The sequence below is a fragment of the Microvirga sp. P4_A5 genome (assembly GCF_056402495.1).
Genome location: NZ_JBFUHH010000020.1, coordinates 1 through 24,843, shown reverse-complemented (window position 1 = coordinate 24,843; position 24,843 = coordinate 1). Strand labels below are relative to the sequence as shown.

Sequence of the window (24,843 nt, the reverse complement as noted above, 5' to 3'; positions counted from 1 at the left end):
GTCATCGTTATTCGTCAGAGGGTTTGGGGGACGTCATGGGTGGATTGAGCCGCAAGGCAGGTTTGGCGCTGGCCGTGCTCGGTGTATCGGCCCTTGCGGGCTGCGGTGCGCCCGGAGAAGGCGGGTCCAGCCTCGGCAACGCGCTGCTGCTGGCAGGCCCGACGGTGCCGCCGCCTGCCAAGACTTCCATCGAGGACGTCTATTGCCCGTCGGTCGACATCCCCGAAGGCGGTGCCTCGATGCAATCCTTCGCCGGCGGGCGGACCGGAGACGGCGGCGCGCTCCGCAGCCAGATCGCGCTTGGCCAGATTGCCCGGGAATGCGTCGGCAGTCCGGACGGCACCACCCTCGTGCGCGTGGGGGTCGAGGGCCGCGCTCTCCTCGGCGTCGGCGGATCGCCGGGGCGCTATGACGTGCCGGTCCATATTCTGGTGAAGAGCGGATCCACCACGATCGCCAGCCGGTCGCGCCGCCTGAACGTCGTCGTTCCGCCGGGCGATACGCAGGGGAGCTTCGCGTTCGTCGAGGAAGGCATCGTCGTTCCGGCGCGGGACGCCAGCGTCTTCGAGATCGAGGTGAGCCTCGGAAGCGGCAACGCCGCGCCCCGCCGTCGCACGCGCGGCTGAGCCGGGAGACCGATCCCGCTAATGCGGGTGCGGCGCCGCCCCGGCGCGCTGTACCAGCGAAGAGGCCAGGATCTTGTCGATCCGCCGACCGTCGAGGTCGATCACCTCGAACCGCCAGCCGAACGCGTCCACGTGCTCGCCTTCCACGGGAAGATGCTGCAACTCGCTGATCACCAGGCCGCCGACCGTGTGGTAGGTCCGGCCGTCGGGCAGCGACACCCCGATGATCTCCTCCATCTCGTCCACCGGCATGGAGCCTGCGAGGAGCCATGATCCGTCCTCCCGGCGCACGGCGTCCGGTTCGGGCGTTTCGGCGTCGGAGCGGAACACGCCGACGATGGATTCCAGAGCATCCGCGGGCGTCACCACCCCTTCGAAATGGCCGTATTCGTCGTGGACCAGGGCCATCGGCACCTCGGCGTCGCGCAGGAGCGACAGGGCGTCGAGGGCATAGAGCGTGTCGGGAATGACGGGGGCGACTCGCACGTACTTGCGCACGTCCAGCGTCTCGCCGCTGAGGATCGCCGCCAGCAGCTCCCGTGACTGCACCACGCCGATCATGTTGTCGGCGTCGCCCTCGCTGACGGGCAGGCGGGAATGGGGCGTCGTGACGAGAAGATCTCGAATCGCGTCCGCATCGTCCGCAAGGTCGATCCAGTCCACGTTGGTCCGGGGCGTCATGAGGGCGCGGACCTGCCGGTCGCCGAGGCGCAGCACGCCGCCGATCATGCGGCGCTCCTCCTCTTCGATCACGCCCGCGCTCTCGGCCTCGCCGACGAGCATCCTGATCTCTTCTTCAGTGACCGTATTGTCGCCTTCCGAGCTCCCCCCGAACAACCGGAAGATCACCCGGGTCGACGTATTGAGGAGCCAGATCGCCGGCGCCGCGACCTTGGAGATCAACAGCATCAGGGGCGCCACCGCGCAGGCCACGCCCTCCGGATGGCGGAGGGCGAATTGCTTGGGCACCAATTCGCCGATCACGATGGAAAAGAACGTGATGAGGCCGATGACGATGCCGAACCCAAGGGGCTCGGCCACCCCTTGCGGAACGCCGTTTTCGGCGAGGATCACCGTCAGCCGCGCGCCGAGGGCGGCGCCCGAGAAGGCGCCGGCCAGGATGCCCACGAGGGTGATGCCGATCTGGACGGTGGAGAGAAACCGCCCCGAATCCTCCATCAGCTTCAGGGCGATCCTGGCGCCCGGACGGCCTTTCTGGGCCATGGCTTTGAGACGGGGACGGCGGGCGGAAACGACAGCAAGCTCAGACAGGGCAAAGACGCCGTTGAGGGCGATCAGGCAGATAGCGATGATGAGTTCGAACAACGATCTCAGGAGCTGCCGACCGCATCAGGCCGCGTTTCTCCCCTTCTGTGAATAGGCCTTTTAGCATGGGGCTTGGGAATGGGGGCGTCAATTGTGAAGTGGTACGGGCGCTGTGGGCCGCCTGCTCGATTGACAGAACCCGGATTCCTCGCCAGAGGTTGATCRGCCGCTGATCCCCGCGGAAGAGACCGGGCTTCGAGCCCGGCGCCGAAGGCGCAACCGCCCCGGAAACGCTCAGGCAAAAGGACCGCTGGGGAGCTGGCACTCTGGAAAGCGGTGACGTTTCGCGACGTCGCCCACCGAAGGGCGTAACCTTTTTCGCTTCCGGGCGCCGAAGGGAAATCTCTCAGGTCATGGGACAGAGGGGGCGTGAGACGCGGGTCTTCGGAGACCCGTCGAACGCGCGCCTTTTGAGGGAAATCCATGGCCGAGCCAGTCCACGCCGACGAGACGCTGCTTCAGACCCCGCTGCACGCCGAGCACGTGGCGCTGGGCGCCCGCATGGTGCCGTTCGCCGGCTACGACATGCCGGTCCAGTACCCCACCGGAATCATGACCGAGCACAACTGGACCCGCGATCATGCCGGCCTGTTCGACGTCTCGCATATGGGCCAGGCGTTTCTCACCGCCGTCGATGGGAGCCACGAGACGGTGGCGCGCGCCCTCGAGGCGCTCGTTCCGGCCGATATCCTCAACCTCAAGCCCGGACAGCAGCGCTATTCGCAGCTTCTGGACGAGACCGGCTGCATTCTCGACGACCTCATGGTGAGCCGTTCCGCGAACGAGGCCGATGCCGGAACCCTGATGCTGGTCGTCAACGCCTCCATGAAGGATGCGGATTACGCCCATATCGGCGCACGGCTTCCGAAGGGCGTGACGCTGACGCGCGCCGACGATCGCGCGCTCATGGCCCTTCAGGGCCCCAAGGCCGTCGAGGTGATGTCGAAGCTTGCGCCGGAGGCCGTCGACATGACCTTCATGGCCGCGCGCACCATGAAAGTGGCGGGATTCGATTGCCATGTTTCGCGCTCGGGCTATACGGGCGAAGACGGCTACGAAATTTCCGTCAAGGTCGACAAGGCGGCGGCCTTGTGGCGGGCGTTTCTCGGCGATCCCGAGGTCAAGGCCATCGGCCTTGGCGCACGCGATTCCCTGCGCCTCGAAGCAGGGCTCTGCCTCTACGGCCATGACATCGACACCACCACGTCTCCCGTTGAGGCCGGCCTGATCTGGTCGATCCAGAAGCGCCGCCGCGAGGAAGGCGGATTTCCGGGCGCGGCCCGCATCCAGCGCGAGATCAAGGACGGTCCATCGCGAGTGCGCGTGGGTCTGAAGCCCGAGGGACGGGCGCCGGCGCGCGAAGGCGCGACCATCACGACGACGGATGGCCGCGAAGTCGGCATCGTGACGTCGGGCGGCTTCGGCCCCACAATCAACGGTCCCGTCGCCATGGGTTACGTCTCGAAGGACGTCTCGGCCGTGGGAACAGATCTTCATCTCGTCGTTCGCGGCAAGCCGATCCCGGCAAGAGTCGCCGCCATGCCTTTCGCACCGCACCGCTACAAGCGCTGAACATCAAGGGAACCAGAACATGACAACGCGCTACACCAAAGATCACGAATATATCCGCCTCGAGGGCGATACCGCCGTCATCGGGATCTCCGACTACGCACAGGCGCAGCTGGGCGATGTCGTCTATGTGGAGCTGCCGAGCGTCGGCAAGGTTCTCAACAAGGGCGCCGAGGCCGCGGTGGTCGAGAGCGTGAAGGCCGCGAGCGAAATCTACGCGCCGGTTTCGGGCGAAGTGGTCGCGGTGAATGGCGAGCTGGAATCGACCCCCGGCACCGTCAACGAAGACCCGGCCGGTCGGGGCTGGTTCCTGAAACTGAAGGTCGCGGACGCAGGCGAGCTCGATGCGCTCATGACCGAAGAACAGTACCAAGAATTCGTGAAGTCGATCTCCTGAGGTCGCAGGCCGCATGTCGCACGAATACACCGCAACGGTAAGCTGGACGCGCAACGGGGAGGTTTTCTCCGATGGCCGCTACAGCCGTGGTCATGTGTGGCGCTTCGATGGCGGCATCGAGGTCGCGGCGTCGGCCTCACCTTCGGTCGTGCCGTTGCCGCTGTCGCGCGCCGAGGCGGTCGATCCGGAAGAGGCCTTCGTTGCGGCGGTCTCGAGCTGCCACATGCTGACCTTCCTGGCCATCGCGGGCAAGAAGCGCTTCGTTGTCGACCGATACGAGGACAACGCTGTCGGCGTCATGACGAAGAACGCGAACGGCAAGCTCTTCGTGTCGAGGATCACCCTCGATCCGACCATCGCATTTTCAGGCGACCGAGTTCCGACGAACGAGCAACTCGCCGAAATTCATCATCTGTCTCACCAGGAATGCTTCATCGCGAATTCCGTGCTCACGGAAATCGTGGTGAAGGGCATTCCCTCGCACTAACTTTTTTGAGGTCATTGGGCGATGCGCTATCTTCCCCTTACCGACACTGATCGTGGCGAGATGCTCGCCCGCATCGGCGTCAAACACGTCGACGATCTGTTTGCCGACATCCCCAATCACGCACTGCTGAAGGCGCCGGTCGATCTGCCGCGCCGCAAGGGCGAGTTGGAAGTCGAGCGCATCATGTCGCGCATGGCGGCAAAGAACGTGCCGGCTTCCTCCGTGCCGTTCTTCGTCGGCGCTGGCGCCTACAAGCATCACGTCCCGGCGACCGTCGATCACCTGATCCAGCGCTCGGAGTTCCTGACCAGCTACACGCCCTACCAGCCGGAAATCGCGCAAGRCACGCTGCAATATCTGTTCGAGTTCCAGACGCAAGTTGCGGCGCTCACCGGCATGGATGTGGCGAACGCCTCCATGTATGACGGCTCCACCGGAACCGGGGAGGCGGTGCTGATGGCGCATCGCGTCACCAAGCGGCGCAAGGCGGTGCTCTCGGGCGGGTTGCATCCGCATTACGTCGATGTGGTCAAGACCCTGTCGAAGATGGCGAGCGACGAGGTCGTGGCGTTGGCGCCCGATGTCGGCGCCACCGAGGACATTCTCGCCAGCATCGACGACAGCGTGTCGTGCGTGGTGGTGCAGACGCCGGACGTGTTCGGCAATGTGCGCGACCTGAAAGCCATCGCCGACAAGGCGCACCAGCATGGCGCGCTGCTGATCGCGGTGTTCACCGAGGTCGTGTCGCTGGGCCTTCTGCAATCCCCCGGCGCGATGGGCGCCGATATCGTGGTCGGCGAGGGCCAGTCGATCGGCAACGCGCTGAATTTCGGCGGTCCGTATGTGGGTCTCTTCGCCACGCAATCGAAATATGTCCGCCAGATGCCCGGTCGCCTCTGCGGCGAGACGGTGGACGCGGACGGCAATCGCGGCTTCGTGCTGACGCTCTCCACTCGCGAGCAGCATATCCGCCGCGACAAGGCCACGTCGAATATCTGCACCAATTCGGGCCTGTGCTGCCTCGCCTTCACCATTCACATGACGCTGCTCGGCGAGGCGGGCCTGAAGCACCTCGCGCGCATCAACCATGCGAACGCCGTGAAGCTCGCCGATCGACTTGCCGCCGTGAAGGGCGTCGAGGTTTTGAACAAGACGTTCTTCAACGAATTCACCGTGAAGCTCGCCAAGCCCGCAGCGGAAATCGTCGAGCGCCTTGCGGAGAAGGGCGTGCTCGCGGGCGTTCCCGTCTCGCGCCTGCTGCCCGATGCCGGCCTCGGCAATCTGCTGCTGGTCGCATCCACCGAAGTGAACACCGACGATGATCGCGCGGCCTTCGTTGCCGCCTTGCAGGAGGTTCTGTGATGCTGAACCGTCAGGGACGTCCTACCGCGGCTGGAAAATCCGGCACCAGCGCCCACCCGACCTTCACCGGCAACAAGGCGCTGGCGCAGATCGAGCCGTTGATCTTCGAGATCGGCCATCATGAAACCACCGGCGTCGATCTCGACGAGCCGGACGCGTTCACGCCCCGTCTCGGCGGCATGGAGCGCAAGGATGCGATCGGCCTGCCGGGCCTCTCCGAGCCGGAGGCGATGCGCCACTACGTGCGCCTGAGCCAGATGAATTACGGCATCGATACGGGCCTGTTTCCGCTCGGCTCCTGCACCATGAAGCATAATGCGCGTCTCAACGAGCGCATGGCGCGGCTACCCGGCTTCTCCGACGTGCATCCGCTGCAGCCAATCTCCACCGTGCGCGGTGCGCTCGAGGTGATGGACGAGCTGTCGCGCTATCTGGTGACGCTCACCAACACCACGACGGTGGCGCTGTCGCCGAAAGCCGGTGCCCATGGCGAGCTTTGCGGCATGATGGCCATCAAGGCCGCCATCGACGCGAAGGGCGAAGGAAAAACCCGCAACGTGGTGCTCGTGCCCGATTCGGCGCACGGCACCAATCCGGCGACCGCCGCGCTCATCGGTTTCAACGTGCGTCCCGTGCCGGCGCGCGACGACGGCTGGGTGCATGTGGACGACGTGAAGAAGCTGATCGGCCCCGATGTGGCGGCCATTATGCTGACGAACCCCAATACCTGCGGTCTGTTCGAAAACCAGGTCATCGAGATCGCCAAGGCGATCCACGATGCGGGCGCGTATTTCTATTGCGACGGCGCCAATTTCAACGCCATCGTAGGCAAGGCGCGGCCCGGCGATCTCGGCATCGACGCCATGCACATCAACCTGCACAAGACCTTCTCGACGCCCCATGGCGGCGGCGGCCCCGGCTCGGGTCCGGTGGTGCTCTCCGCGCGCCTCGCACCCTTCGCGCCGGTGCCGTTCATCACCGCGAAGGACGGCGTGCTAACGCTGGTCGAGGAGGCGAAGGATGCGGCCGAGCAGCCCTTCGGCCGCATGACGGCGTTTCACGGCCAGATGGGCATGTATGTGCGCGCGCTGACCTACATGCTGTCGCACGGGTCCGACGGCATGAAGCAGGCCTCCGAGGATGCGGTGCTCAACGCCAACTACATCCGCGCCAGCCTGTCGGATCTGTTCTCGCAGCCCTTCGGCGACAAGCCGTGCATGCACGAGGTGCTGTTCGACGACACGTGGCTCAAGGATACCGGCGTCACCACGCTCGATTTCGCCAAGGCGATGATCGACGAGGGCTATCATCCGATGACGATGTATTTCCCCCTCGTGGTCCATGGCGCGATGCTGATCGAACCGACGGAATCGGAATCGAAAGCCTCGCTCGATCTGTTCATCGCGGCGCTTCGCGACCTCGCCATGTCGGCGAAGGCCGGGGAGACGGACCGCTTCTCGGGCGCACCCTACCACGCCCCCCGCCGCCGCCTCGACGAGACCCGCGCGGCGCGCACTCCGGTGCTCAAATGGACAAAGCCGGCGCCGCTGGCGGAGGCGGCCGAGTGAACTTTCAACGGTCGTGGACCGTGTGATGGCCGGGTTCGTGCCGGCCATTTCTGCACCCATCACCTCTCCCGCGGGGAGAGGTCGGACCSGAGGTCCGGGTGAGGGGAGYGCGCTTTCCGGAGAAGGCAAAACCCTCACCCTCGCTTCGCTCGACCTCTCCCTCAGGGAGAGGTGWGGGCGGGCAAYGKCTGCGGAAGCTCCGCCATCCSTCGATGACGATCAGCACCCTTCACCTCTCCCGYGGGGAGAGGTCGGACCGCAGGTCCGGGTGAGGGGAGTGCGCTTTCCGGTGAAAACCCTCACCCTCGCTTCGCTCGACCTCGCCCTCAGGGAGAGGTGAGGGCGCGCAATGTTTCCGGAAGTTCCGCCATCCGGTCTATGACGCTCAGCGCACCAGCCGCCTTCAGCCTGTCGACATGCCCCGGCCCGCAATGGCCGCCGCCCGCAAAGCCAACGACTTTCATGCCGGCAGCTCGTGCCGCTTGCACGCCCGCGATCGAATCCTCGATGACGACGCAGCCATCGGCGCTCGATCCCATCCGCTCCGCCACATGCAGAAACAGATCCGGCGTGGGCTTTCCGCGCCGTACTTCGCTGGCGCTGAACACATGCTCGAAGAGGTCGTCGAGCCCGGTCAGGCGCAGCGAGAAGGCGATGCGCTCAGGCAGCGAGGATGAGGCGACGCAGCGGCGATGGGGGAGGGCGAGGATCGCGTCGCGGACTCCTTCGATGGGCCGCAGCTCGCGCTCGAAGCGGGCGAACAGGGTGCGGTTCAAGGTGTCGGCGAAATCGGCCGGCAGGGTTCGTTCGTGTTCCCGCTCGATCTGCGCCATCATGTCCTTCAGGCTCACGCCCACGAACTGGTTGATGATTTCGTCGCGCGTATAGGCGATGCCGAGGGACGTCAGAACGTCCGCGTCGACCTGGCAGGCAAGCGCCTCGGAATCCACCAGCACGCCGTCGCAATCGAAAATGACCAGCATGGCGTCTCCCGAAAAGAAAAAGGCCGCCTCGGGGCGGCCTTGATGCGAACCGCCTAGAGGCGGGTTCTATTGCAGTTTCGCGCGCACGTCGCCGAGGCTGCGCTCGAGGAGCGACGTGGCGGCGGGGCCTTTGAGTTCGTCGCGCAGAACGCGCTCCGAGGCCTTGACGGCGGCATCGACCGCGGCGGCGCGCACTTCGGCGGTGGCCTGCGTTTCGGCTTGGGCGATCTTCGCCTCGGCCGATGCGGTGCGGCGCTTCACGAAATCGGCGATCTTTTCCTGCGCCTCGCGGGCGAGGCGTTCGGCCTCTTCGCGGGCGAGAGAAACGATCTCGGCGGCCTCGCGTTCGGCCGCGCCGCGCTTCTGCTCGAATTCCTTCAACAGGGCCTCGGCGTCCTGACGCAGGCGCTTGGCCTCGGAAAGCTCATCGGCAATGCGCTTGCCGCGGCGGTCGAGCGATTCCACGAGCTTGCCCGGCACGCCGTAATAGAACATCACGCCCCAGAAGATGAAGAACGCGACGGCAACCCAAAATTCTGCGCTGGCGAACATCGTAAACTCCTCAGGCTTTCACGTTGTCGAGAGCGTCTTCGATCGTCTGGGCACTCGGTGCCTTGCCGGTCAGACGTTCGACGATGGCAATCGAGATGTCGGAGGCGATGCCGCGGACATTGCCCATCGCCTGCGTCTTCTTGGCGGCGATGACGGCTTCGGCTTCGGCGAGGCGCTTGCCGAGATCGGCTTCGAGCACCTTGCGCTTGGCATCCGATTCGGCCGCAAGCTTCGAGCGGGTTTCCTGCGCGAGAACTTGTGCGCGGGAGCGCGCTTCGGCGAGAGCCTTCTCGTAGGCGGCGCCGGCGTCCTCTGCCCTTTGTTTCATGGCGGCCGCGTCGTCGAGATCCTTGGCGATCGTCGAGCGGCGGTGTTCGAGGATACCGCCCAGGCGAGGCAGGACCATCCGCGAAAGCAGGACGTAGAGCAGCACGAAGGTGATAGCGAGCCAGACGAGCTGGCCGGCAAAGGTTTCCGTCTTCAGCGGCGGAAAGCCGATATCTTCGTGAGCGCCCCCATGGGCCTCGGTTGTCGCGTGCGTGGTTTGTGCCTGAGCCATGGAGCCGATCCTGTCACGGATGGAGGTCTTTGAAAAAATCGAATGACGGCGGAAGATCCGCCGCCACCGTATTCAAGGCAAAACACGAAAGTGCCTTGCCTTCCCGGTCACCGATTCAAAATTAGGTGAACAGCAGAACGAGAGCGACGACGAGACAGAAGATGCCGAGACCTTCTGCGAGCGCCGCGCCGATGAACGCGCGCGCGAACTGACCGTCGGCAGCCGACGGGTTGCGCAGGGCGCCCGAGAGGAAGTTACCGAAGATGTTGCCCACGCCCATAGCGGCGAGGCCCATGCCGATGCAGGCAAGGCCCGCGCCGAGGTATTTGAAAGCAACCGGATCCATCGTGATCTCCTTGGATAGGGGTGTTAGCCGGGAAGGCAGGGTGTAACTCGGCGCGGACCTAGTGACCTGGGTGCAGCGCGTCGTTCAGGTAGATGCAGGTCAACACCGTGAAGACGTAGGCCTGCAGAAAGGCGACGAGGAATTCGAACGCCATGAGCGCAACCGCCATGAGAAGCGGGAGCGGAGCGAGAAACGCGAAGGCGCCGCCCGCTGCGAGGAGCGAAACAACGAATCCAGCGAAAACTTTGAGCGCGATGTGTCCGGCCAGCATGTTGGCGAAGAGACGCAGGCTCAGCGAAATGGGACGGGACAGGAACGAGATGATCTCGATCACCACGATGAAGGGCAAGAGCCAGCCGGGAACGCCGGAGGGCACGAACAGCCCGAGGAAATGCGTGCCGTGCTTCATGAAGCCGTAGATCACGATGGTGCTGATCACCAGCAGGGCGAGCGCGAAGGTGACGATGACGTGACTCGTCACCGTGAAGAAGCCGGGAATCATCCCGAGCAGGTTCGCGGTCAAGACGAACATGAACAGCGAGAACACGAGCGGGAAGAACTTCATGCCCTCCGCGCCGGTCGCATCCTTCAGCGTGCCGGCGACGAATTCGTGCAACATCTCGGCGATCGATTGCGAGCGGCCGGGAACGACGGCGCGCTTGCGGCTCGCGAACATCAGGCCGCCGACGATCAGCGCCGCCGCGCCGACCATGAACAGGGACGAGTTGGTGAATCCAATGGCAGGAATGATGGGCTTGATCTGGAATTGTTCGATCGGGCTCGCCATGATCCACTCTTCGCTTCGCTGTTGCCGTAAGTCACAAGGTCGTCTGACTTCAGGAGCCCGTTTACTGCTTCTCGTCCGGTCGCGCGGGTTTCACCATCCCGGCAGCCCTGAACAGATTGAGCATCCCGGCGCAGAACCCCAGGATGATRCAGACGACGAGCCCCCATGGGGACGTTCCGAACAGCCGGTCGACGATGAACCCGATGATTCCCCCCGCGGCCACTCCGGAAATGAACTCCGCCGAAAGCCTCAAAGCCTGGCCGAGCGCATTCGAATCCGACGTCTTGCGGGTTTGCGTTTCCTTAGTCTCCCGGCTCTGCCCGGCCACTTGTTCGAGCCGTGCATCGAGGGACTTCAGTCTCGCTGAAAGATCGGCATCGCCGGAGCTGCCCTGCCTCTGACCGCTTTCATCGCCCCGCTTCGTTGGATCCGCCATGGCGTTCTCCCCGTCAAAGCAGTGCGCGAAAAGGTCTTCCGGCCTGGCCCCGAAAGCCGCGCGCAACATATGAGCGGGGGTCCCCCCTGTCAAGGCAGCGCGGGAAAGCTTTAAGTATTTGAAAAACCTCTAAAAATAGAGGTTCGCTCGCGGCTTTGCAGGAATGCCGCGCGCATTTTGAGGCCGAACTGTGACAAGGCCTGAAAGCCTTACGCCGTTTCGAGAATGCGCTCGGCGCTCTGCAGGTCCACCGAAACCAGCTGGGAGACGCCCCGCTCCGCCATGGTGACGCCGAACAGGCGATCCATGCGCGCCATGGTGATGGGGTTGTGGGTGATGACCACGAAGCGGGTATCGGTCTGCCGCGACATGCTGTCGAGGAGGTCGCAATAGCGCTCCACATTGGCGTCGTCGAGGGGTGCGTCGACCTCGTCGAGCACGCAGATCGGCGAGGGATTCGTCAGGAACACCGCGAAGATCAGCGCCGTCGCTGTCAGGGCCTGCTCGCCGCCCGACAGCAGGGTCATGCTCTGCGGTTTCTTGCCGGGGGGGCGGGCGAGAATGTCGAGGCCGGCCTCCAGCGGATCGTCCGAATCGACCAGCGTGAGCTCGGCGGTGCCGCCGCCGAACAGGGTGGTGAAGAGTTCCTTGAAATGGCCGTTCACCACGTCGAAGGCGGCCAGCAGCCGCTCGCGGCCCTCGCGATTGAGGCTGCCGATGGCTTGCCGCAGGCGCTTGATCGCCTCGACGAGGTCGTCGCGCTCGGTGGCGATTCCCGTGTGCTTGCCTTCGAGATCCGTGAGCTCTTCGTCGGCCCGCAGATTGACTGCGCCGAGGCGCTCGCGGTCGCTCTTGAGGCTGTGCAATTTCGATTCGATCTCATGCTGGGAGGGCAGCTCGACGCCGTACTCCAGCCCCGCGAGCTCGATCAGCCCGGCCGGCGTCGTCTCCAGCGTTTCGGCGATGCTGTGGGTGATCTCGGTAAGGCGCTGCACGGCCGCCTCGTGACGCGCCTGCGATCCCGCCCGGGCTTCGCGGGCGGCCGACAGGGCTTCGAGGGCGGCGCGGGCGGCGCGGTCGGTCTCGGCGAGATTCGTTTCCGCATCGGCGAGGTGGTCAGCCGCCGCCTTGCGGGCGAGTTCGGCCGCGTCGATTTCCGCCATCAGGGCACGGCGGCGCATCAGATAGGTGTCGGGAGCCTCCAGCAGGCGCTGGTGCTCCTCCTGCGCCCGCTCCAGACGTTCGCCGAGATCCTCCAGGGCGCGGGCGGCACGCTCCGTGCGGTCGGTCCAGAGTCGGATATCGGCGGCAATCGATTCCTGCCTCCGTCGGCGCAGCTCGGCCTCGTGGACAAGGGATTGGAGGGCTGCCCGGGCCTCGGAGGCCGCGGCCCGGCGCTCGGCCACCCGGGTGCGCTCTTCCAGCAGCTGGTTTTCGAGATCGGGGGCGGGGGCCAGGTCCTCAAGGGCTGCTTCGGCGTCGCGGATCCTGTCCACGGCCTCCGCTTCGCTGGCGGACAGGCGGGCCAGGCCCTCCTGCAGGGCGGAGCGACGCTGCCCGAGCTCGGCCTCGCGCCGTTCGGCCTGGGCAAGCCYTGTGCGGGCGCCGTCGACCGCCTGACGGGTCTGCCGGGCGGTCTCGATGGCCTGCATTTCATGGGCGGCGGCGCGGCGGACGGCGTCGTGCGTTTCCTCGGCCTCGGCACGTAAATGCTCGACGGTTTCACGCGCCTCGGCAGCGTCGATTTCCAGGTCGCCGAGGCGGTTTTTTTCGGCGAGACGACGGGCGGCGGCGGAAGGCGCTTCGGCGGCGGTGGTAAAACCGTCCCAGCGCCAGAGATCGCCCTCCCGCGAGACCAGCCGCTGCCCTGGCTTCAAGCTCGCGCGAAGCCGCAGGCCGTCGGCCTTAACGACGATGCCGACCTGCCTCAGGCGGCGCTGCAGGGCCGAGGGGGCGTTGGCAACGGAGGCGAGAGCCAAGACGCCGTCAGGAAGAGACGGATCGCTTTCGCCCGTGCCCGTATCGGCCCAATGCGCGGGAGCCGATGCGTTGGTGGACGCGTCGAGATCGTCGCCGAGGGCCGCGCCGAGCGCCGTCTCGTAGCCCTTCTGGACGGTGATCTGGTCAAGCGCAGGCGGCCACAGGTCCCCGCTCTGGGAGACGAAGAGCTTGGCGAGGGTGCGCGCTTCGGTTTCGAGCTGCTGCGCCTTGCGCTCGGCCTCGTTAAGGGGCTGGCGCAGGCGGCTCTCGGCCTCCCGGGCGGCGGCCAATTCCTCGCGCGCCGCCAGCACGGCCTCTTCGGCCTGCGCCACCGCGTCCTCGGCGATGACCATGTCTTCGCGCAAAAGGTCGATGGGAGGCGAATCGTCCGAGGAACTCGAGAGCGCCGCGACGTCGCGCTCCAGACGCTCCTTCTCGGAGGCGAAACGGGACGCGCGCTCCATTTCGTCGCGGATCGAACGTTCGAGTGCGGCGCGCCGGGCATTGAGATCGGAGGTCTGCGCCTGCAACGCCCCGAGCGCGGCCTCGGCTTCCGCCAGTTCTGTCTCGACGACCCGCAGCCGCTCTTCGCTCTCGATGCGGGAATCGGCGGCGCCTTCGGTGGTCAGCGCGATCTCGGCGGCCTCCTCCCGGAGGCGCTCGACGGAGCCCTGGGCGTCGCTTTTCTGCGCCGCCTCCCGGGCAAGATCGCGGTTGAGGTCGCCGATATGGCGTTCGAGTTCGGTGACCCGTTCCTTGGAGCGGCGCTCCTCCGATTCGAGTTCGTTGCGGGCGTGGGTGAGCCGCTGAAGCGCCGCCGCGGCCTTCACCTCGGCATCCCGCAAGGCCGGCAAACCGTGGGCGGCAATCGCCTGCGCGGTGGCGGCGCGGGTCTGCTCCTCGGTGCGCTCGGCGACGGCCTTCAGGTCTTCGGCCGCCTGACGTTCGGAGGACGCCGCCTGTTCGCGCGCATCCGCAAAGCCGATGGCGAACAGGAGAGCTTCGAGGCGGCGAATCTCGGCCGACAGGTTCTTGTAGCGGGAGGCCTGGCGGCCCTGGCGCTTCAGGCTGTCGACCTGGGTCTCGAGTTCGCGCAGCACGTCCTCGACGCGCAGGAGGTTGTCCTCGGCGGCCTTCAGGCGAAGCTCGGCCTCGTGACGGCGGGCATGCAGGCCCGCGATGCCGGCCGCGTCCTCGAGGATGCGGCGGCGGGATTGCGGCTTGGCCGAAATGATCTCGCTGATCTGACCCTGCCGCACCAGGGAGGGCGAGCGGGCGCCGGTGGCGGCATCGGCAAACAGGATCTGGACGTCGCGGGCCCGGACTTCCTTTCCGTTGATGCGGTAGGTCGAGCCCTCCTCGCGCTCGATCCGGCGCGAGATTTCCAGCATGTCGGCATCGTTGAACGCCGCCGGCGCGGTGCGCTCGGCATTGTCGATGGTCAGCATCACCTCGGCGGTGTTGCGGGCCGGACGGCCCCCTGAGCCGGAGAAGATGACGTCGTCCATGCCGGTGGCGCGCATGTTCTTGTGGGAGTTCTCTCCCATGACCCAGCGTAATGCCTCGACGAGGTTCGACTTGCCGCAACCGTTCGGCCCGACCACGCCGGTCAGGCCGGTCTCGATCAGGAAATCCATCGGTTCGACGAAGGTCTTGAACCCTGCGATGCGCAGCCGCGTCAGTTTCATCGACGCACCCCTTCGGCCCGCCCGGTCAGGGCAGGGGCGGGGAGATCACTCTCCCAGCAGAGGCTTGATGATCTTCTCGATCTCATCGATTGAAAGGGCTCCGGGATGACGCTGGCCATTGATGAAGAAGGTCGGCGTCGAGTCCACCTTGAACGTATCGACACCGCGGTTTTTCACAGCATTCACCGCGTCATAAAGTTTCTGATCCTGCAAGCAAGCTTCGAACTTCTCCTGTGAAAAACCGGCCTGGCGCATCAGTTGCCGCAGGGCGTCGAGGGGTTTTTCGGTAAAGGCCCAGTTCTTCTGCTGTTCGAAGAGCAGGTCGGTGATGGGATAGTATTTCGCCTCTCCGTCGCACCGCGCCAGCATGAAACCGGCCGTGGCGAGTGGGTCGAGGGGGAATTCGCGCAGGATGAATCGCACCTTGTTGGTGTCGATGTAGCGCTTCTTCAACTCGGGATAGGTGTTCTTGTGGAAACTGGCGCAATGGGAGCAGGTCAAGGACGCATATTCGACGATCGTCACCTTGGCGTCGGCCGGACCCTGAACGACGTCCCCGAGGGGGCCGGGCACCGCGAGATCGGTCGGCGCGACGTTCTGGGCGAAAGCCGGCGGGCTCGTCATGACGAGGGCGGCCGCACTGGCGGTTCCGAGAAGCTGAAGCGTATGGCGCCGGGTGATCATCGGTGAAGGTGCTCCTGAAGACGGTTCGTCTTGCGGTAGAGGCAGATCGGAATTGTGGCAAGCGTTCCGTTCGTCACGCTTTCGTGGGATGTCCGACGATCGCGTGACCCAGCCTGTCGAGGGCGAGGCGCAGGGCATCCTCCTCGATCGGCTGCGTCGCGGCGGCGACCCGCAGCCGGTCCGCCTCGCTCAAGACCGGCACGACCGGCCGCTTTTTCTCCGGCCGCATGACCGGCCCCTGCTTGAGGACGATCCGCCCGATGCAGCGCCAGCCGTAATAGGTGTTCACCCGTTCGATCACGATGGGCGCGAGGTGCTGCATCTCCAGCGCGAAGGCGCTCTCCGTGCGCACGACGAGAATCGCAGGTTCGGGCCGGGCCTCCGGGTCCGCATTGGGGCCTTTCCGCTTCCACTCGATCTTCAGGGGCTGCGTGAAGGCGGCCAGGCGCTCCCCCACGATATCGGGCCATGCGACGATCACATCCGACGTGGCGAAACCCTGCCGGGCAAGGCTCGGCCCCAGGGCGACGTCGAGAAAATCGGCGAGCGGCTTGGCGCGCGGTCTCGGCTTACGCATGAGGTCGGGGCCGGAGATTGGGTGTCTTACGCAGGGTCATTTGATCCAAAGCAGCGCTGGATTATTCGGACAGGATCGCTATCCACAGCCTCATGCTACTCTCCGGACCGCGCGCCACCAAGCCCAAAGCCGACGATCTGCTCGCCTGGTACGATCGCCACCGGCGGGTCCTGCCGTGGCGCGCCCAGCCGGGGGAGGTCGCCGATCCCTATCGGGTGTGGCTGTCCGAGATCATGCTGCAGCAAACCACAGTGACGGCGGTCAAGCCCTTCTACCTGCGCTTCCTCGACCGCTTCCCCACCGTCGAAGCCCTGGCCGGGRCACCCGTCGACCAGGTCATGCAAGCCTGGGCCGGGCTCGGCTATTATTCGCGCGCCCGCAATCTCCATGCCTGCGCCAACGCGGTGATGGAGCGATTCGGCGGCGATTTTCCCGGCACGGAGGCTGAACTGCTGACCCTGCCGGGGGTGGGGGCCTATACGGCGGCCGCTGTCGCCGCCATCGCGTTCGACCAAACGGCCGCCGCGGTGGACGGCAATGTCGAGCGGGTCGTCTCGCGTCTCTTCACGATCGATGAGCCCCTCCCCAAGGTGAAGCCGACCATCCGCGCGATCACGCTGGATCTGGTCCCGGTCGACAGGCCGGGGGATTTCGCACAGGCGCTCATGGATCTCGGCGCCACGATCTGCACGCCGAAGAGACCGGCCTGCGCCCTCTGCCCCTGGATGGAGCCCTGCGAGGCCCGGGCCGAGGGGACGCAGGAGCTCTATCCGAAGAAGCAGAAGAAGATCACCGGCACCCTCCGCCGCGGCGCCGCCTTCGTGGTTTTGCGCGCCGATGACAGCGTCCTGCTCCGCACCCGTCCGGCGCAGGGGCTGCTTGGGGGCATGGTGGAAATGCCCACAAGCGTGTGGGAGCCGGATTACGAACCCTCCCGCGCGATGCTCGATGCCCCCATCGAGGCGCGCTGGCAGCGCCTGCCCGGCATCGTCCGTCATGTCTTCACGCATTTTCCGCTCGAATTGACGGTTTTCCTCGCGAAGGTGCCGCGCGGGACGCCGGAACCGGGCGACATGCGCTGGACCTTTCGGCGCGATCTGCACGAGGAGGCCCTGCCGGGGGTGATGAAGAAGGTGCTGGCCCATGCGTTCGATCCCGGAAAGCCCGCGAAGGCGGCGCGAAAGCCGACGGACTAACGGGCCCTCACTCCCGCCAGCACGTCCTGCTTGGCCCGGAACAGCGCGATGATCGCGTCCGCCACGCGCCGAACCTGAGGCAGGTTGCGGCTTCGGCGGTGCATGACGAGGGAGGCGTCCTCCACCATCTCGGCCGGGGAATCGAGGACGCGGATGAGGTCCGGATCGGAATCGCCGAGCCAGCACGGCAGGACCGCCGCGCCCAGCCCGGATCTCGCCGCCTGATAGCGGATCGGCATGTCGCCGATGCGCGCGGCGATCGTGCGCCCCTCCGCGAAGCGCCCGATCAGCGCTGCCTGTTGCGAGAGGTTCGGATCTTCCGGCGGTACGATGACCGTCGAGATGTCGGCGGTGCGGGCATAGACGGCGAACGCCACCCGTCCAAGGCTGCGTGCGACGAGATTGTCGCTGTCCGGCAGGGCGCGCATGCGAAGCGCGATGTCGGCTTCGCCGGTGGCAAGGTCGAGCCGCCGCCGGCTCGGAATGTACGCAATGGGAATCGGTTCGATCGCGCCTGCGAATTCCGCTGCGTGATACGAGAGAAACAGGGTCATCGACATGGTGGCGGTGATCCGCACGGGCGCGGCGGAATCCGGCCGGTAGCCGGCGGCGAGACGCGGCACCGCGTCGGCCGCTTCCGCCATCGGCGCCGCCGCCTCGAGGATCGCGCGGCCCGCCTCGGTGAGGGCGAGGTTGTTGGGCCCGCGCTCGAACAGGGACACGCCCAGCACATCCTCCAGCACCCGCATCCGGCGCGCGACGGTCGGCTGGCTCTGACCGAGTGCGCGCCCGGCGGCGTTCAGCGATCCATGAGCCACCACGGCCAGGAAAATCCGGAGATCGTCCCAGGACGGGTGCGGCTGCGGGAGCCGGGCGGGGTCGAGAGGAGAAGAAGCCATGAGACGATGCTAAAGGAGTGCGGGTGATTTGCCATGGGGGACGTCGCGGTTGGAGCGGGCGGAATTGCCGATCCATCTTTGTCCGCGCGGGCTCTCAGGGCAGCCCGCTATAGTTGGTGGGGAGGTCTTCAGATTTCGGCCACCGATCCGACAGCCTCCGCCCGGGAGCATGAAGATAAAGCTTCACCTTCCCCTTCCTGTATTGTAACAAGGTAGCGGGTTTGAATCCCCTAGCATTTGTTCTTTCAACGCGTCGCTCGCGAGAGCGCGGCCAGTTCAAAGAAGAGCAAATCTCCCGGATTGGTCACCGCAAAATGGGTCTCCTGCACCCGCCCAAGGGCAAACGGCGAATGGGCTTTGTGAGTTTCGGACTCCCGCTCGTTCGTCGTGGTGCAGGAGCCTCTACTCAGCACGGGCGTTACGCACGATGGAACAATCTATCGCATTCTGGAATCTCGCGTCCGCACTTTTCGCCGCGTTGATTATTCTATTGGCGTTTCGAACGCTCGGGCGATGGCTGCTGAATCGATCGGAACTGCTCGTTACTGTATACGAGTGGGAGCACGCACTGCTTTATGTGGCGGGCCAGTTCGCGCGTGTGCTACCGCCAGGCCGATATTTCAGGCTGGGGATTGCAACACGCGATATTCATACTCTGCGCAAGCACGAGCAACTTCTCGCGGTTTATCCGCTTGATGTTGCAAGCGCCGACAAGTGGATGTTCCGCGTGGGCGCCACGATAGCTTACGAGATTGTAGACCCGAAGCGTGCATTCGAGGCCAACGACCGCGATGAACAGCTTCGGCTTGGTTTCGTGCGCGCACTGACGAAGCTCGCAGGCGAATCCACCCTCGAAGTGTTTCTTACCGACCGGGCCGCACTTGATGAGAAACTTCAGAGTTCGATTTCCGCCTCACCTGTCGGCTGTGTAGTCAAGGCTGTGACCATCACGTCCGTAGTCCTACCCCCGGAAATCCGTCGAATGATCACCGAGGTGGAGCGAGCCAAAACGGAAGGGCTCGCCGCATTGGAGCGGGCCCGCGGTGAGCACGCCGCTATACGGTCACTCGCCAACGCGTCGCGGTTGCTGAAAGGGAACGCGGAACTCATGAATCTGCGCATCCTGCAGACCCTCAACGCGAATCCCGGCAAGCGCGCGCCGACTCTCGTTTTGGGACAGGGCGCGTTGCTGCCTGTCAGTCCCGGCTCGAATGCGTCAGAGGAATGACACTCAGGAGCGCCGAACAAGCGAATGGCCGGGCAGGACCCGGCCATTTGAAACCTTGGGCTTTTGTCCACTTTAAGATGCGATCTCGGCTCTCACCTTCGCGCGGAACTCGTCGATGCAGACGAGCTTGCCGTTGCGTTCCACGTGCCAGAACGTCCAGCCGTTGCAGGCGGGGAGGCCTTGCGTCAGCGCGCCGACCTTGTGGATCGAGCCGATGATCGGGCCGAGGGTCAGGGTGCCGTCGGCGCGCACGATCGCCTGAAAGCGCCGGCGTTCGTCGACGAGCGTCTCGCCGGCTTTCACGTGTCCGCCTTCGATGAGCGAGAGGAACGGCACGCGGATTTCCGCGCGTTTCTCCGGCGCGGCGGCGATCGATACGCCGGAGAGCGGCTCGACGCCGTCGATGCGGGCCCGCGCGGCCTTGGCGTAGAGCGGATCGCGTTCGAGGCCGATGAAGTGGCGACCGAGTTTCTTTGCCACCGCGCCGGTGGTGCCGGTGCCGAAGAACGGGTCGAGCACCACGTCGCCGGGATTCGACGAGGAGAGCAGGATGCGGGCGAGGAGCGCTTCGGGTTTCTGGGTCGGATGGACCTTGCGGCCGTCCTCGCCTTTGAGGCGCTCGTCGCCGGTGCAGAGCGGGATGAACCAATCCGAGCGCATCTGCACGTCTTCGTTGGCGGATTTCATCGCGTCGTAATGGAAGGTGTAGGCCTTCGCATCCGCGCTCTTCGAAGCCCAGATCATGGTCTCGTGCGCGTTGGTGAAGCGACGGCCGCGGAAATTCGGCATCGGGTTGGCCTTGCGCCACACGATGTCGTTGAGGAGCCAGAAATCGAGGTCCTGCAAGGTCGCGCCGACGCGGAAGATGTTGTGATAGGAGCCGATCACCCACAAAGTCGCGTTCTTCTTCATCACGCGCCGCACGCCCGACAACCAGGCGCGGGTGAAACTGTCGTAATCGGAGAAGCTCGCGAATTTGTCCCAGTCGTCGTCGACGGCGTCGACGAGGCTCTGGTCCGGGCGCGTCAGCGCCTGTTCGAGCTGGAGATTGTAGGGCGGGTCGGCGAAGACCACGTCCACGCTCTCGGCGGGAAGCTTCGCCAGAGAAGCGATGCAATCGCCGAGAAGGATCTCGTTGAGTGGAAGGGACCCGAGAGAAACGTCTCTCTTGAGGGATGGTTTTGGCAAGACGGACGAGGGGGCTTTGAGCCCCGTCCGAGGCGCCGACGCAAGCCGCCCGGTACGCGAGACAACAATCCGGGAGGCGGCGCCGGCGGCCCCGGTACGCGAGGTACCCATGGGTGATCACCGTTTACGCAACTGACAATCCGGATCATGGAGCGTTAGGGTAAAGACGAAGTTTCCAAGCGGCGAAAAACCGATCTTATTTTAGATCGGCAAACTTTGCCTACGTATTGTAATAATTGAGTTTTTTGGGTTAACGAGCGTTAAGCTAGGTTACAGATCCAGTAACCCTTGGCGCAGGGGCGAAAATGTCATGCGATGGAACGGGCAGGGGCCGTCGCTCGCCAGCGCGGACAGGTGGGATCGGGTGCCGTATCCAGCATTGGTGTGAAACCCGTAGACCGGGTAAATCGCGCCCAGCCGCGCCATCAGGCGGTCGCGCACCACCTTGGCGACGATGGAGGCGGCGGCGATCGACGCGATGGACGCATCGCCCTTGATGATCGCTTCGACCTTGCAGGGCAGGTTCGGCGGATCGTTGCCGTCGACCAGCGCCATGTCGGGCGTGCAGGGCAATGCCGCCAGCGCCCGGCACATGGCGAGAAGGGAAGCCTGCCGGATGTTGATGCTGTCCACGTCGCTATGGGAGATCGACGCGATCCCCACATGGGCGGTGGCGAGGATCTTGTCGAACAACGCTTCCCGCTGCTCGGGCGCCAGGGCCTTCGAATCGGCAAGCCCCGCGGGCACGCGCTTCAGATCGAGCACGACGGCCGCCGAAACCACAGGCCCGGCAAGCGGCCCGCGCCCGACCTCGTCGAGGCCGGCGACGCAGGTGAAGCCGGCGCGCTTCAAGGCGCGCTCGCGCTTGAGGCCGATGTCGGGCGGCGGAATGCGAATCGGTTCGGACATGACGGGATGAAAGCGCGAAACGACGAGCGCCGCCAGACCGTTCATCGCCGCTCACTGTCGCGGCAAGTCACGGATGGCCGAGTCGAGTCGCTCCCCGCAAGGGGTAAGGACGCCCGTTTTTTGAAAGCGCCGACGAAACTCTTCTCCCCCTTGCGGTGAGGAGTTGGAGGTGGGGTGGAACGACTGGTGAAACCGGATGTCAGGGGCGCATTGCCTTGAGCGCGAGCGAAAGCCTGAATCCACCGCGGCGGACCTTGCGACCCCCACCCTTGATCCCTCCCTGCAAGGGGGAGGGAAAGCACTCAAAACAGCGACAATTGATCCTTGTCCTTCGCCGGCGGCGCGAAGAGATCGGTGCGCAGCTTGATCCGCCTCGTGTTCATGCCCAGGCGCGCCGTGGTGGTCTCGAAGCGGCGGCCGAGCATCCACGCGAAGGGGCCTACGCCCGTCTGCCTGACGCCCCATTCCGAATCGTAATCCTTGCCGCCGCGCGCCTCCTGCAGGAGGGAGAAAACGTGATTGAGCTTGTCGGGATAATGCTCCGCGAGCCAATCGCGCATCAGCTCCTTGAGATCGTGCGGAAGCCGCAAAAGGACATAGCCCGCCTCGCGCGCTCCGGCGGCGTGGGCGGCCTTGAGGATCGCCTCGATTTCATGGTCGTTGATGGCCGGAATGATCGGCGCGACCAGGACCGTCACGGGAATGCCCGCGTCCGACAGCTTGCGCACCGTCTCGAGCCTTTTCGCCGGCGAGGCGGCGCGCGGCTCCATCTTGCGGGCCAGCTTCGGATCGAGCGTCGTGATGGAAATCGCCACCTTGGCCAATTGCCGGTCGGCCATCCGGCTCAGGATGTCGATGTCGCGCGTGACGAGCGCCGATTTCGTGACGATTCCGACCGGGTGGTTCGTCCGGTCCAGCACCTCGAGGATCTGGCGGGTGATGCGGAATTGCTTCTCGACCGGTTGGTAGGGGTCGGTGTTGGAGCCCATCGCGATGGTCCGGGGCTCGTAGCCCTTGGCCCTCAGCTCTTTCTCCAGAAGCTCGGGGCCGCTCGGCTTGGCAAAGATCTTGGTCTCGAAATCAAGCCCGGACGAGAGCCCCTGAAACGCGTGGCTGGGTCTCGCAAAACAATAGGAACAGCCATGCTCGCAACCCCGGTAAGGGTTGATCGAGCGGTCGAAGCCGATATCGGGGGAATCGTTGCGCGCGATGATGGTGCGCGGCTTCTCGATGATCACCTCGGTGTTGAGGGGCGCCGGTTCGTCCTCGAACGCCCAGCCATCCTCGAAGGTCTCGCGCCGGGCGGGCTCGAAACGGCCGGTCGGGTTGGTGACCGCGCCCCGTCCGCGACGGCGGTCCGCGTCGACCCGCGTGGCTGGATCGATCAGCCGCCGACGGGCGGCATCGGCCGCCTCGGCTCGGGAGAGGGCGGGAGGGAAGGCGCCTGCCGGGCTGCTGGTTTCTCTGACGCGGACGGACATTTTCGGTGCCTCGGGAGAATCACGGAATGAGAACGTTTCATGAACAAAGAACAGAAGTGGAACATAATCAAGACGCCTTTGTGGCGACTTCGTTCCGCAAAAACGTTATGTTGTCCCCATGATTACCGTTCTCATCCGCGTCTCTCACGGTGCCGAAGCCCTTGCGGTCACCCTCAGCGCCCTCGTTCCGGCGGTGGCGGACGGCCTCGTGGCCGACGCCGTCATCCTTGCCGAAAACCTCGACGAGGATGTCGCGCGGGTGGCCGAGGCGGCGGGCGCTACGCTCGTCGTGGCGAGAGCAGGCTCATGGGTCGAAGCCGCTGGCAGCGCCCGCCACGAATGGCTTCTCTGCCTCGACGACGGCGATCTGCCGCAGGAGGGCTGGATCCGGGTTCTCGACCGCTTCGTGGGCGTGAGCGGCAATCGGCACGAGCGCGCCCGGTTGCGGCGGCATCAGGGCCTGCGAGGAGTTTTGCGGGACGCGATTCGCATGATCCTGACTCCCAACGCCATCAGGTCGGGGGATCTGCTGCGCCGGGACGTCATGCTCAGCGAGACAAAGGGTGCCGCGCCGGTGCGTCTGGCCGCCGCCATCGCGCGAGACGAGGCCTTCAGCGGGCGGGCTTCCCGCGTTTGAGGTGCTCATCGAGCCGGGGCATGATCTCGACGAAATTGCAGGGGCGATGCCGGTAATCGAGCTGGGCGGAAAGGATGCCGTCCCATGCATCCCGGCAGGCGCCCGGCGATCCGGGCAGGACGAAGATGAACGTCGTGCCCGCGAGCCCGGCGGTCGCCCGCGACTGGATGGTCGAGGTCCCGACGGTATCGAGCGAGAGGCGGTGAAACACCGTCGAAAAGCCGTCCATGCGCTTATCGAACAACGGTTCGATTGCCTCCGGCGTCACGTCGTGGCCGGTAAAGCCCGTCCCGCCGGTGGTGATGACCACGTCGATGGCGGGATTGGCCACCCACGCCTTCACCTTGCGGCGGATCATCTCGATCTTGTCGGGCACGATGGCCCGGTCGCCGAGGATATGGCCGGCTTTCGTCAGGCGCTCGGCCAGCGTATCGCCCGAGCGGTCGTCCTCCGCGATCCGGGTGTCGGAGACGGTCAGAACCGCGATCGTCAGCGGCACGAATCCGCGGCTCTCATCGATGCCCGGCATGGAAGCCTATAGCCTCGGCGAGCGGAACGTGTCGCAGGCCTGCACCGAACCTTGCTTCAGGCCCGTGGTCAGCCATCGGACGCGCTGGGCCGAGGAGCCGTGGGTGAAGGAATCCGGCACGACCTGTCCTTGCGTCTTGCGCTGCAGGCGGTCGTCGCCGATGGCTTCGGCCGCCGCGATCGCCTGCTCGATGTCGCCCGGCTCCAGGGATTGCCATTTCGCCTGCGAATGATGGGCCCAGACGCCGGCGAGGCAATCCGCCATCAGTTCCACGCGCACCGAGAGCTGGTTTCCTTCCGATTGGCCGACTTCGCGCTGGCGGGCCTGGACGCGGGGCAGGATGCCGAGCTGGTTTTCCACATGGTGTCCTACCTCGTGGGCGAGCACGTACGCGTAGGCGAATTCGCCGCCGGTGCCGAACTTGCGCTGCATGTCCTGGAAGAATGTCAGGTCGATATAAACCGTCTGGTCGAGGGGGCAGTAGAAGGGTCCCATCGCCGATTGGGCCGCGCCGCAGCCGGAGCGGGTGCCTTCCGAGAACAGCACGAGCTTGGGCGCCTCGTATTGCCGATTGGCCTGTTTCGGCAGCACCTCCTTCCAGACGTCCTCGGTGTTGCCGAGAATGGCGGCGGCGAACCGTCCCATTTCGTCCTGAGGGGCGCCTTGCCGGCCCTGCTGCTGCGGCTGCTCGTAGCCGGAGCCGCCTCCCGTCATCATCTCGGCGCCGCCGATGAGAATGCGCGGATCGATGCCGAAAGCCCAGCCGATCAGGCCCAGGACGATGATGGTGCCGATTCCCAAACCGCCGGCGCCACCGCCGGGCATCCGCATTCCGCGGCGGTCCTCGAC

The 24,843-nt window shown here is 65.3% G+C and carries 25 protein-coding genes and 1 riboswitch; of the genes, 9 read left to right on the top strand and 16 right to left on the bottom strand.

The genetic code is table 11. From position 1 onward, the window contains the following. Positions 1–35 precede the first annotated feature (35 nt). Entirely contained in the window at positions 36–626 is a 591-nt protein-coding gene (locus AC1DVM_RS08180; RefSeq protein ID WP_477253566.1) for a hypothetical protein, read from the top strand. 18 nt (positions 627–644) lie between these two features. Here the strand turns inward: AC1DVM_RS08180 and AC1DVM_RS08175 are convergent, their stop codons facing one another. Continuing rightward, complete coding sequence (locus AC1DVM_RS08175; RefSeq protein ID WP_477253564.1) at positions 645–1,952, bottom strand: hemolysin family protein; 1,308 nt, start codon at positions 1,950–1,952, stop codon at positions 645–647. Between the two features lie 169 nt (positions 1,953–2,121). Beyond that, positions 2,122–2,212, top strand: a riboswitch (glycine riboswitch). A 163-nt stretch (positions 2,213–2,375) separates the two neighbouring features. Here AC1DVM_RS08175 and gcvT point away from each other — a divergent pair. From gcvT to gcvPB, 5 genes are read left to right on the top strand one after another with little or no spacing between them, the layout of a single operon-like run. Continuing rightward, the gene (gene gcvT / locus AC1DVM_RS08170) at positions 2,376–3,524 is read left to right on the top strand and encodes a glycine cleavage system aminomethyltransferase GcvT (RefSeq protein ID WP_477253562.1); all 1,149 of its coding nucleotides are present in this window, start codon (positions 2,376–2,378) and stop codon (positions 3,522–3,524) included. Positions 3,525–3,543: 19 nt separating this feature from the next. Next, on the top strand, positions 3,544–3,918 hold the full coding sequence (gcvH, locus tag AC1DVM_RS08165; RefSeq protein ID WP_477253561.1) for a glycine cleavage system protein GcvH: 375 nt from the start codon (positions 3,544–3,546) through the stop codon (positions 3,916–3,918). A 13-nt stretch (positions 3,919–3,931) separates the two neighbouring features. Beyond that, entirely contained in the window at positions 3,932–4,405 is a 474-nt protein-coding gene (locus AC1DVM_RS08160; protein WP_477253559.1) for an OsmC family protein, read from the top strand. A gap of 21 nt (positions 4,406–4,426) precedes the next feature. After that, positions 4,427–5,767, top strand: a complete 1,341-nt coding sequence (gcvPA, locus tag AC1DVM_RS08155; protein ID WP_477253557.1) for an aminomethyl-transferring glycine dehydrogenase subunit GcvPA — start codon at positions 4,427–4,429, stop codon at positions 5,765–5,767. Further along, positions 5,767–7,335 carry an aminomethyl-transferring glycine dehydrogenase subunit GcvPB gene (gene gcvPB, locus AC1DVM_RS08150; RefSeq protein WP_477253555.1) on the top strand — a complete coding sequence of 523 codons (1,569 nt, stop codon included), beginning with the start codon at positions 5,767–5,769 and terminating at the stop codon, positions 7,333–7,335. Before gcvPA ends, gcvPB begins: the two co-directional genes overlap by 1 nt. A 326-nt stretch (positions 7,336–7,661) precedes the next feature. Here gcvPB and AC1DVM_RS08145 read toward each other — a convergent pair whose 3' ends face one another. The 9 genes from AC1DVM_RS08145 to AC1DVM_RS08105 form a co-directional block, all read right to left on the bottom strand. Further along, positions 7,662–8,318 (bottom strand): HAD family hydrolase, encoded by a 657-nt coding sequence (locus AC1DVM_RS08145; RefSeq protein WP_477253554.1) that lies wholly within the window; start codon positions 8,316–8,318, stop codon positions 7,662–7,664. A 66-nt stretch (positions 8,319–8,384) separates the two neighbouring features. Next, the gene (locus tag AC1DVM_RS08140; protein WP_477253552.1) at positions 8,385–8,870 is read right to left on the bottom strand and encodes a F0F1 ATP synthase subunit B family protein; all 486 of its coding nucleotides are present in this window, start codon (positions 8,868–8,870) and stop codon (positions 8,385–8,387) included. Between the two features lie 10 nt (positions 8,871–8,880). Then, complete coding sequence (locus tag AC1DVM_RS08135; RefSeq protein WP_477253550.1) at positions 8,881–9,429, bottom strand: F0F1 ATP synthase subunit B family protein; 549 nt, start codon at positions 9,427–9,429, stop codon at positions 8,881–8,883. A gap of 121 nt (positions 9,430–9,550) precedes the next feature. Next, positions 9,551–9,775, bottom strand: coding sequence for a F0F1 ATP synthase subunit C (locus AC1DVM_RS08130; protein WP_150949349.1), 225 nt, complete (start codon positions 9,773–9,775; stop codon positions 9,551–9,553). A gap of 58 nt (positions 9,776–9,833) precedes the next feature. After that, entirely contained in the window at positions 9,834–10,562 is a 729-nt protein-coding gene (locus AC1DVM_RS08125) for a F0F1 ATP synthase subunit A (RefSeq protein WP_477253548.1), read from the bottom strand. A gap of 61 nt (positions 10,563–10,623) precedes the next feature. Continuing rightward, a complete protein-coding gene (locus AC1DVM_RS08120) occupies positions 10,624–10,998 on the bottom strand; it encodes an AtpZ/AtpI family protein (protein ID WP_477253547.1) in 375 nt (124 codons plus the stop codon). Between the two features lie 209 nt (positions 10,999–11,207). Then, complete coding sequence (smc, locus tag AC1DVM_RS08115) at positions 11,208–14,666, bottom strand: chromosome segregation protein SMC (protein ID WP_477253545.1); 3,459 nt, start codon at positions 14,664–14,666, stop codon at positions 11,208–11,210. A gap of 45 nt (positions 14,667–14,711) precedes the next feature. Continuing rightward, on the bottom strand, positions 14,712–15,350 hold the full coding sequence (locus AC1DVM_RS08110; RefSeq protein ID WP_477253543.1) for a DsbA family protein: 639 nt from the start codon (positions 15,348–15,350) through the stop codon (positions 14,712–14,714). 73 nt (positions 15,351–15,423) lie between these two features. Then, complete coding sequence (locus AC1DVM_RS08105) at positions 15,424–15,927, bottom strand: DUF721 domain-containing protein (RefSeq protein ID WP_477253541.1); 504 nt, start codon at positions 15,925–15,927, stop codon at positions 15,424–15,426. A gap of 92 nt (positions 15,928–16,019) precedes the next feature. Here AC1DVM_RS08105 and mutY point away from each other — a divergent pair, with 92 nt between their 5' ends. Then, positions 16,020–17,123 carry an A/G-specific adenine glycosylase gene (mutY, locus tag AC1DVM_RS08100; protein ID WP_477253540.1) on the top strand — a complete coding sequence of 368 codons (1,104 nt, stop codon included), beginning with the start codon at positions 16,020–16,022 and terminating at the stop codon, positions 17,121–17,123. Here mutY and AC1DVM_RS08095 read toward each other — a convergent pair. Then, complete coding sequence (locus tag AC1DVM_RS08095) at positions 17,120–18,022, bottom strand: LysR family transcriptional regulator (protein ID WP_477253538.1); 903 nt, start codon at positions 18,020–18,022, stop codon at positions 17,120–17,122. The two genes, mutY and AC1DVM_RS08095, sit on opposite strands and share 4 nt — an antisense overlap. Before the next feature lie 427 nt (positions 18,023–18,449). Here AC1DVM_RS08095 and AC1DVM_RS08090 point away from each other — a divergent pair, with 427 nt between their 5' ends. Further along, positions 18,450–19,250, top strand: coding sequence for an SPFH domain-containing protein (locus AC1DVM_RS08090; protein ID WP_477253536.1), 801 nt, complete (start codon positions 18,450–18,452; stop codon positions 19,248–19,250). A 72-nt stretch (positions 19,251–19,322) separates the two neighbouring features. Here the strand turns inward: AC1DVM_RS08090 and AC1DVM_RS08085 are convergent, their stop codons facing one another. The 3 genes from AC1DVM_RS08085 to AC1DVM_RS08075 all read right to left on the bottom strand — a co-directional run bounded on the left by AC1DVM_RS08085 (position 19,323) and on the right by AC1DVM_RS08075 (position 22,828). Continuing rightward, a complete protein-coding gene (locus tag AC1DVM_RS08085) occupies positions 19,323–20,549 on the bottom strand; it encodes a DNA methyltransferase (protein WP_477253535.1) in 1,227 nt (408 codons plus the stop codon). A 159-nt stretch (positions 20,550–20,708) separates the two neighbouring features. After that, the gene (locus AC1DVM_RS08080; RefSeq protein ID WP_477253533.1) at positions 20,709–21,392 is read right to left on the bottom strand and encodes a ribonuclease HII; all 684 of its coding nucleotides are present in this window, start codon (positions 21,390–21,392) and stop codon (positions 20,709–20,711) included. A 257-nt stretch (positions 21,393–21,649) separates the two neighbouring features. After that, complete coding sequence (locus tag AC1DVM_RS08075; protein ID WP_477253531.1) at positions 21,650–22,828, bottom strand: PA0069 family radical SAM protein; 1,179 nt, start codon at positions 22,826–22,828, stop codon at positions 21,650–21,652. 118 nt (positions 22,829–22,946) lie between these two features. On the opposite strand from AC1DVM_RS08075, the gene AC1DVM_RS08070 reads away from it, so the two are divergent. Continuing rightward, positions 22,947–23,465, top strand: coding sequence for a hypothetical protein (locus tag AC1DVM_RS08070; RefSeq protein ID WP_477253529.1), 519 nt, complete (start codon positions 22,947–22,949; stop codon positions 23,463–23,465). On the opposite strand, the gene moaB is transcribed toward AC1DVM_RS08070, so the two are convergent. Beyond that, the gene (gene moaB / locus AC1DVM_RS08065) at positions 23,440–23,994 is read right to left on the bottom strand and encodes a molybdenum cofactor biosynthesis protein B (RefSeq protein WP_477253527.1); all 555 of its coding nucleotides are present in this window, start codon (positions 23,992–23,994) and stop codon (positions 23,440–23,442) included. The genes AC1DVM_RS08070 and moaB overlap by 26 nt on opposite strands. A 6-nt stretch (positions 23,995–24,000) precedes the next feature. Next, the coding region (gene ypfJ / locus AC1DVM_RS08060; protein ID WP_477253526.1) for a KPN_02809 family neutral zinc metallopeptidase at positions 24,001–24,843 on the bottom strand (843 nt) is incomplete at its 5' end.

Bases quoted from the DNA above. Each gene is read 5' to 3' on its own strand.
- AC1DVM_RS08090 (WP_477253536.1), top strand. From the start codon at position 18,450: ATGGAACAATCTATCGCATTCTGGAATCTCGCGTCCGCACTTTTCGCC.
- AC1DVM_RS08145 (WP_477253554.1), bottom strand. From the start codon at position 8,318: ATGCTGGTCATTTTCGATTGCGACGGCGTGCTGGTGGATTCCGAGGCG.
- gcvH (WP_477253561.1), top strand. From the start codon at position 3,544: ATGACAACGCGCTACACCAAAGATCACGAATATATCCGCCTCGAGGGC.
- gcvPB (WP_477253555.1), top strand. From the start codon at position 5,767: ATGCTGAACCGTCAGGGACGTCCTACCGCGGCTGGAAAATCCGGCACC.
- AC1DVM_RS08135 (WP_477253550.1), bottom strand. From the start codon at position 9,429: ATGGCTCAGGCACAAACCACGCACGCGACAACCGAGGCCCATGGGGGC.
- AC1DVM_RS08070 (WP_477253529.1), top strand. From the start codon at position 22,947: ATGATTACCGTTCTCATCCGCGTCTCTCACGGTGCCGAAGCCCTTGCG.
- AC1DVM_RS08180 (WP_477253566.1), top strand. From the start codon at position 36: ATGGGTGGATTGAGCCGCAAGGCAGGTTTGGCGCTGGCCGTGCTCGGT.
- AC1DVM_RS08130 (WP_150949349.1), bottom strand. From the start codon at position 9,775: ATGGATCCGGTTGCTTTCAAATACCTCGGCGCGGGCCTTGCCTGCATC.
- gcvT (WP_477253562.1), top strand. From the start codon at position 2,376: ATGGCCGAGCCAGTCCACGCCGACGAGACGCTGCTTCAGACCCCGCTG.
- AC1DVM_RS08085 (WP_477253535.1), bottom strand. From the start codon at position 20,549: ATGGGTACCTCGCGTACCGGGGCCGCCGGCGCCGCCTCCCGGATTGTT.
- AC1DVM_RS08105 (WP_477253541.1), bottom strand. From the start codon at position 15,927: ATGCGTAAGCCGAGACCGCGCGCCAAGCCGCTCGCCGATTTTCTCGAC.
- AC1DVM_RS08095 (WP_477253538.1), bottom strand. From the start codon at position 18,022: ATGGCTTCTTCTCCTCTCGACCCCGCCCGGCTCCCGCAGCCGCACCCG.
- AC1DVM_RS08160 (WP_477253559.1), top strand. From the start codon at position 3,932: ATGTCGCACGAATACACCGCAACGGTAAGCTGGACGCGCAACGGGGAG.
- AC1DVM_RS08080 (WP_477253533.1), bottom strand. From the start codon at position 21,392: ATGAACGGTCTGGCGGCGCTCGTCGTTTCGCGCTTTCATCCCGTCATG.
- AC1DVM_RS08125 (WP_477253548.1), bottom strand. From the start codon at position 10,562: ATGGCGAGCCCGATCGAACAATTCCAGATCAAGCCCATCATTCCTGCC.
- AC1DVM_RS08110 (WP_477253543.1), bottom strand. From the start codon at position 15,350: ATGATCACCCGGCGCCATACGCTTCAGCTTCTCGGAACCGCCAGTGCG.
- moaB (WP_477253527.1), bottom strand. From the start codon at position 23,994: ATGCCGGGCATCGATGAGAGCCGCGGATTCGTGCCGCTGACGATCGCG.
- AC1DVM_RS08140 (WP_477253552.1), bottom strand. From the start codon at position 8,870: ATGTTCGCCAGCGCAGAATTTTGGGTTGCCGTCGCGTTCTTCATCTTC.
- AC1DVM_RS08075 (WP_477253531.1), bottom strand. From the start codon at position 22,828: ATGTCCGTCCGCGTCAGAGAAACCAGCAGCCCGGCAGGCGCCTTCCCT.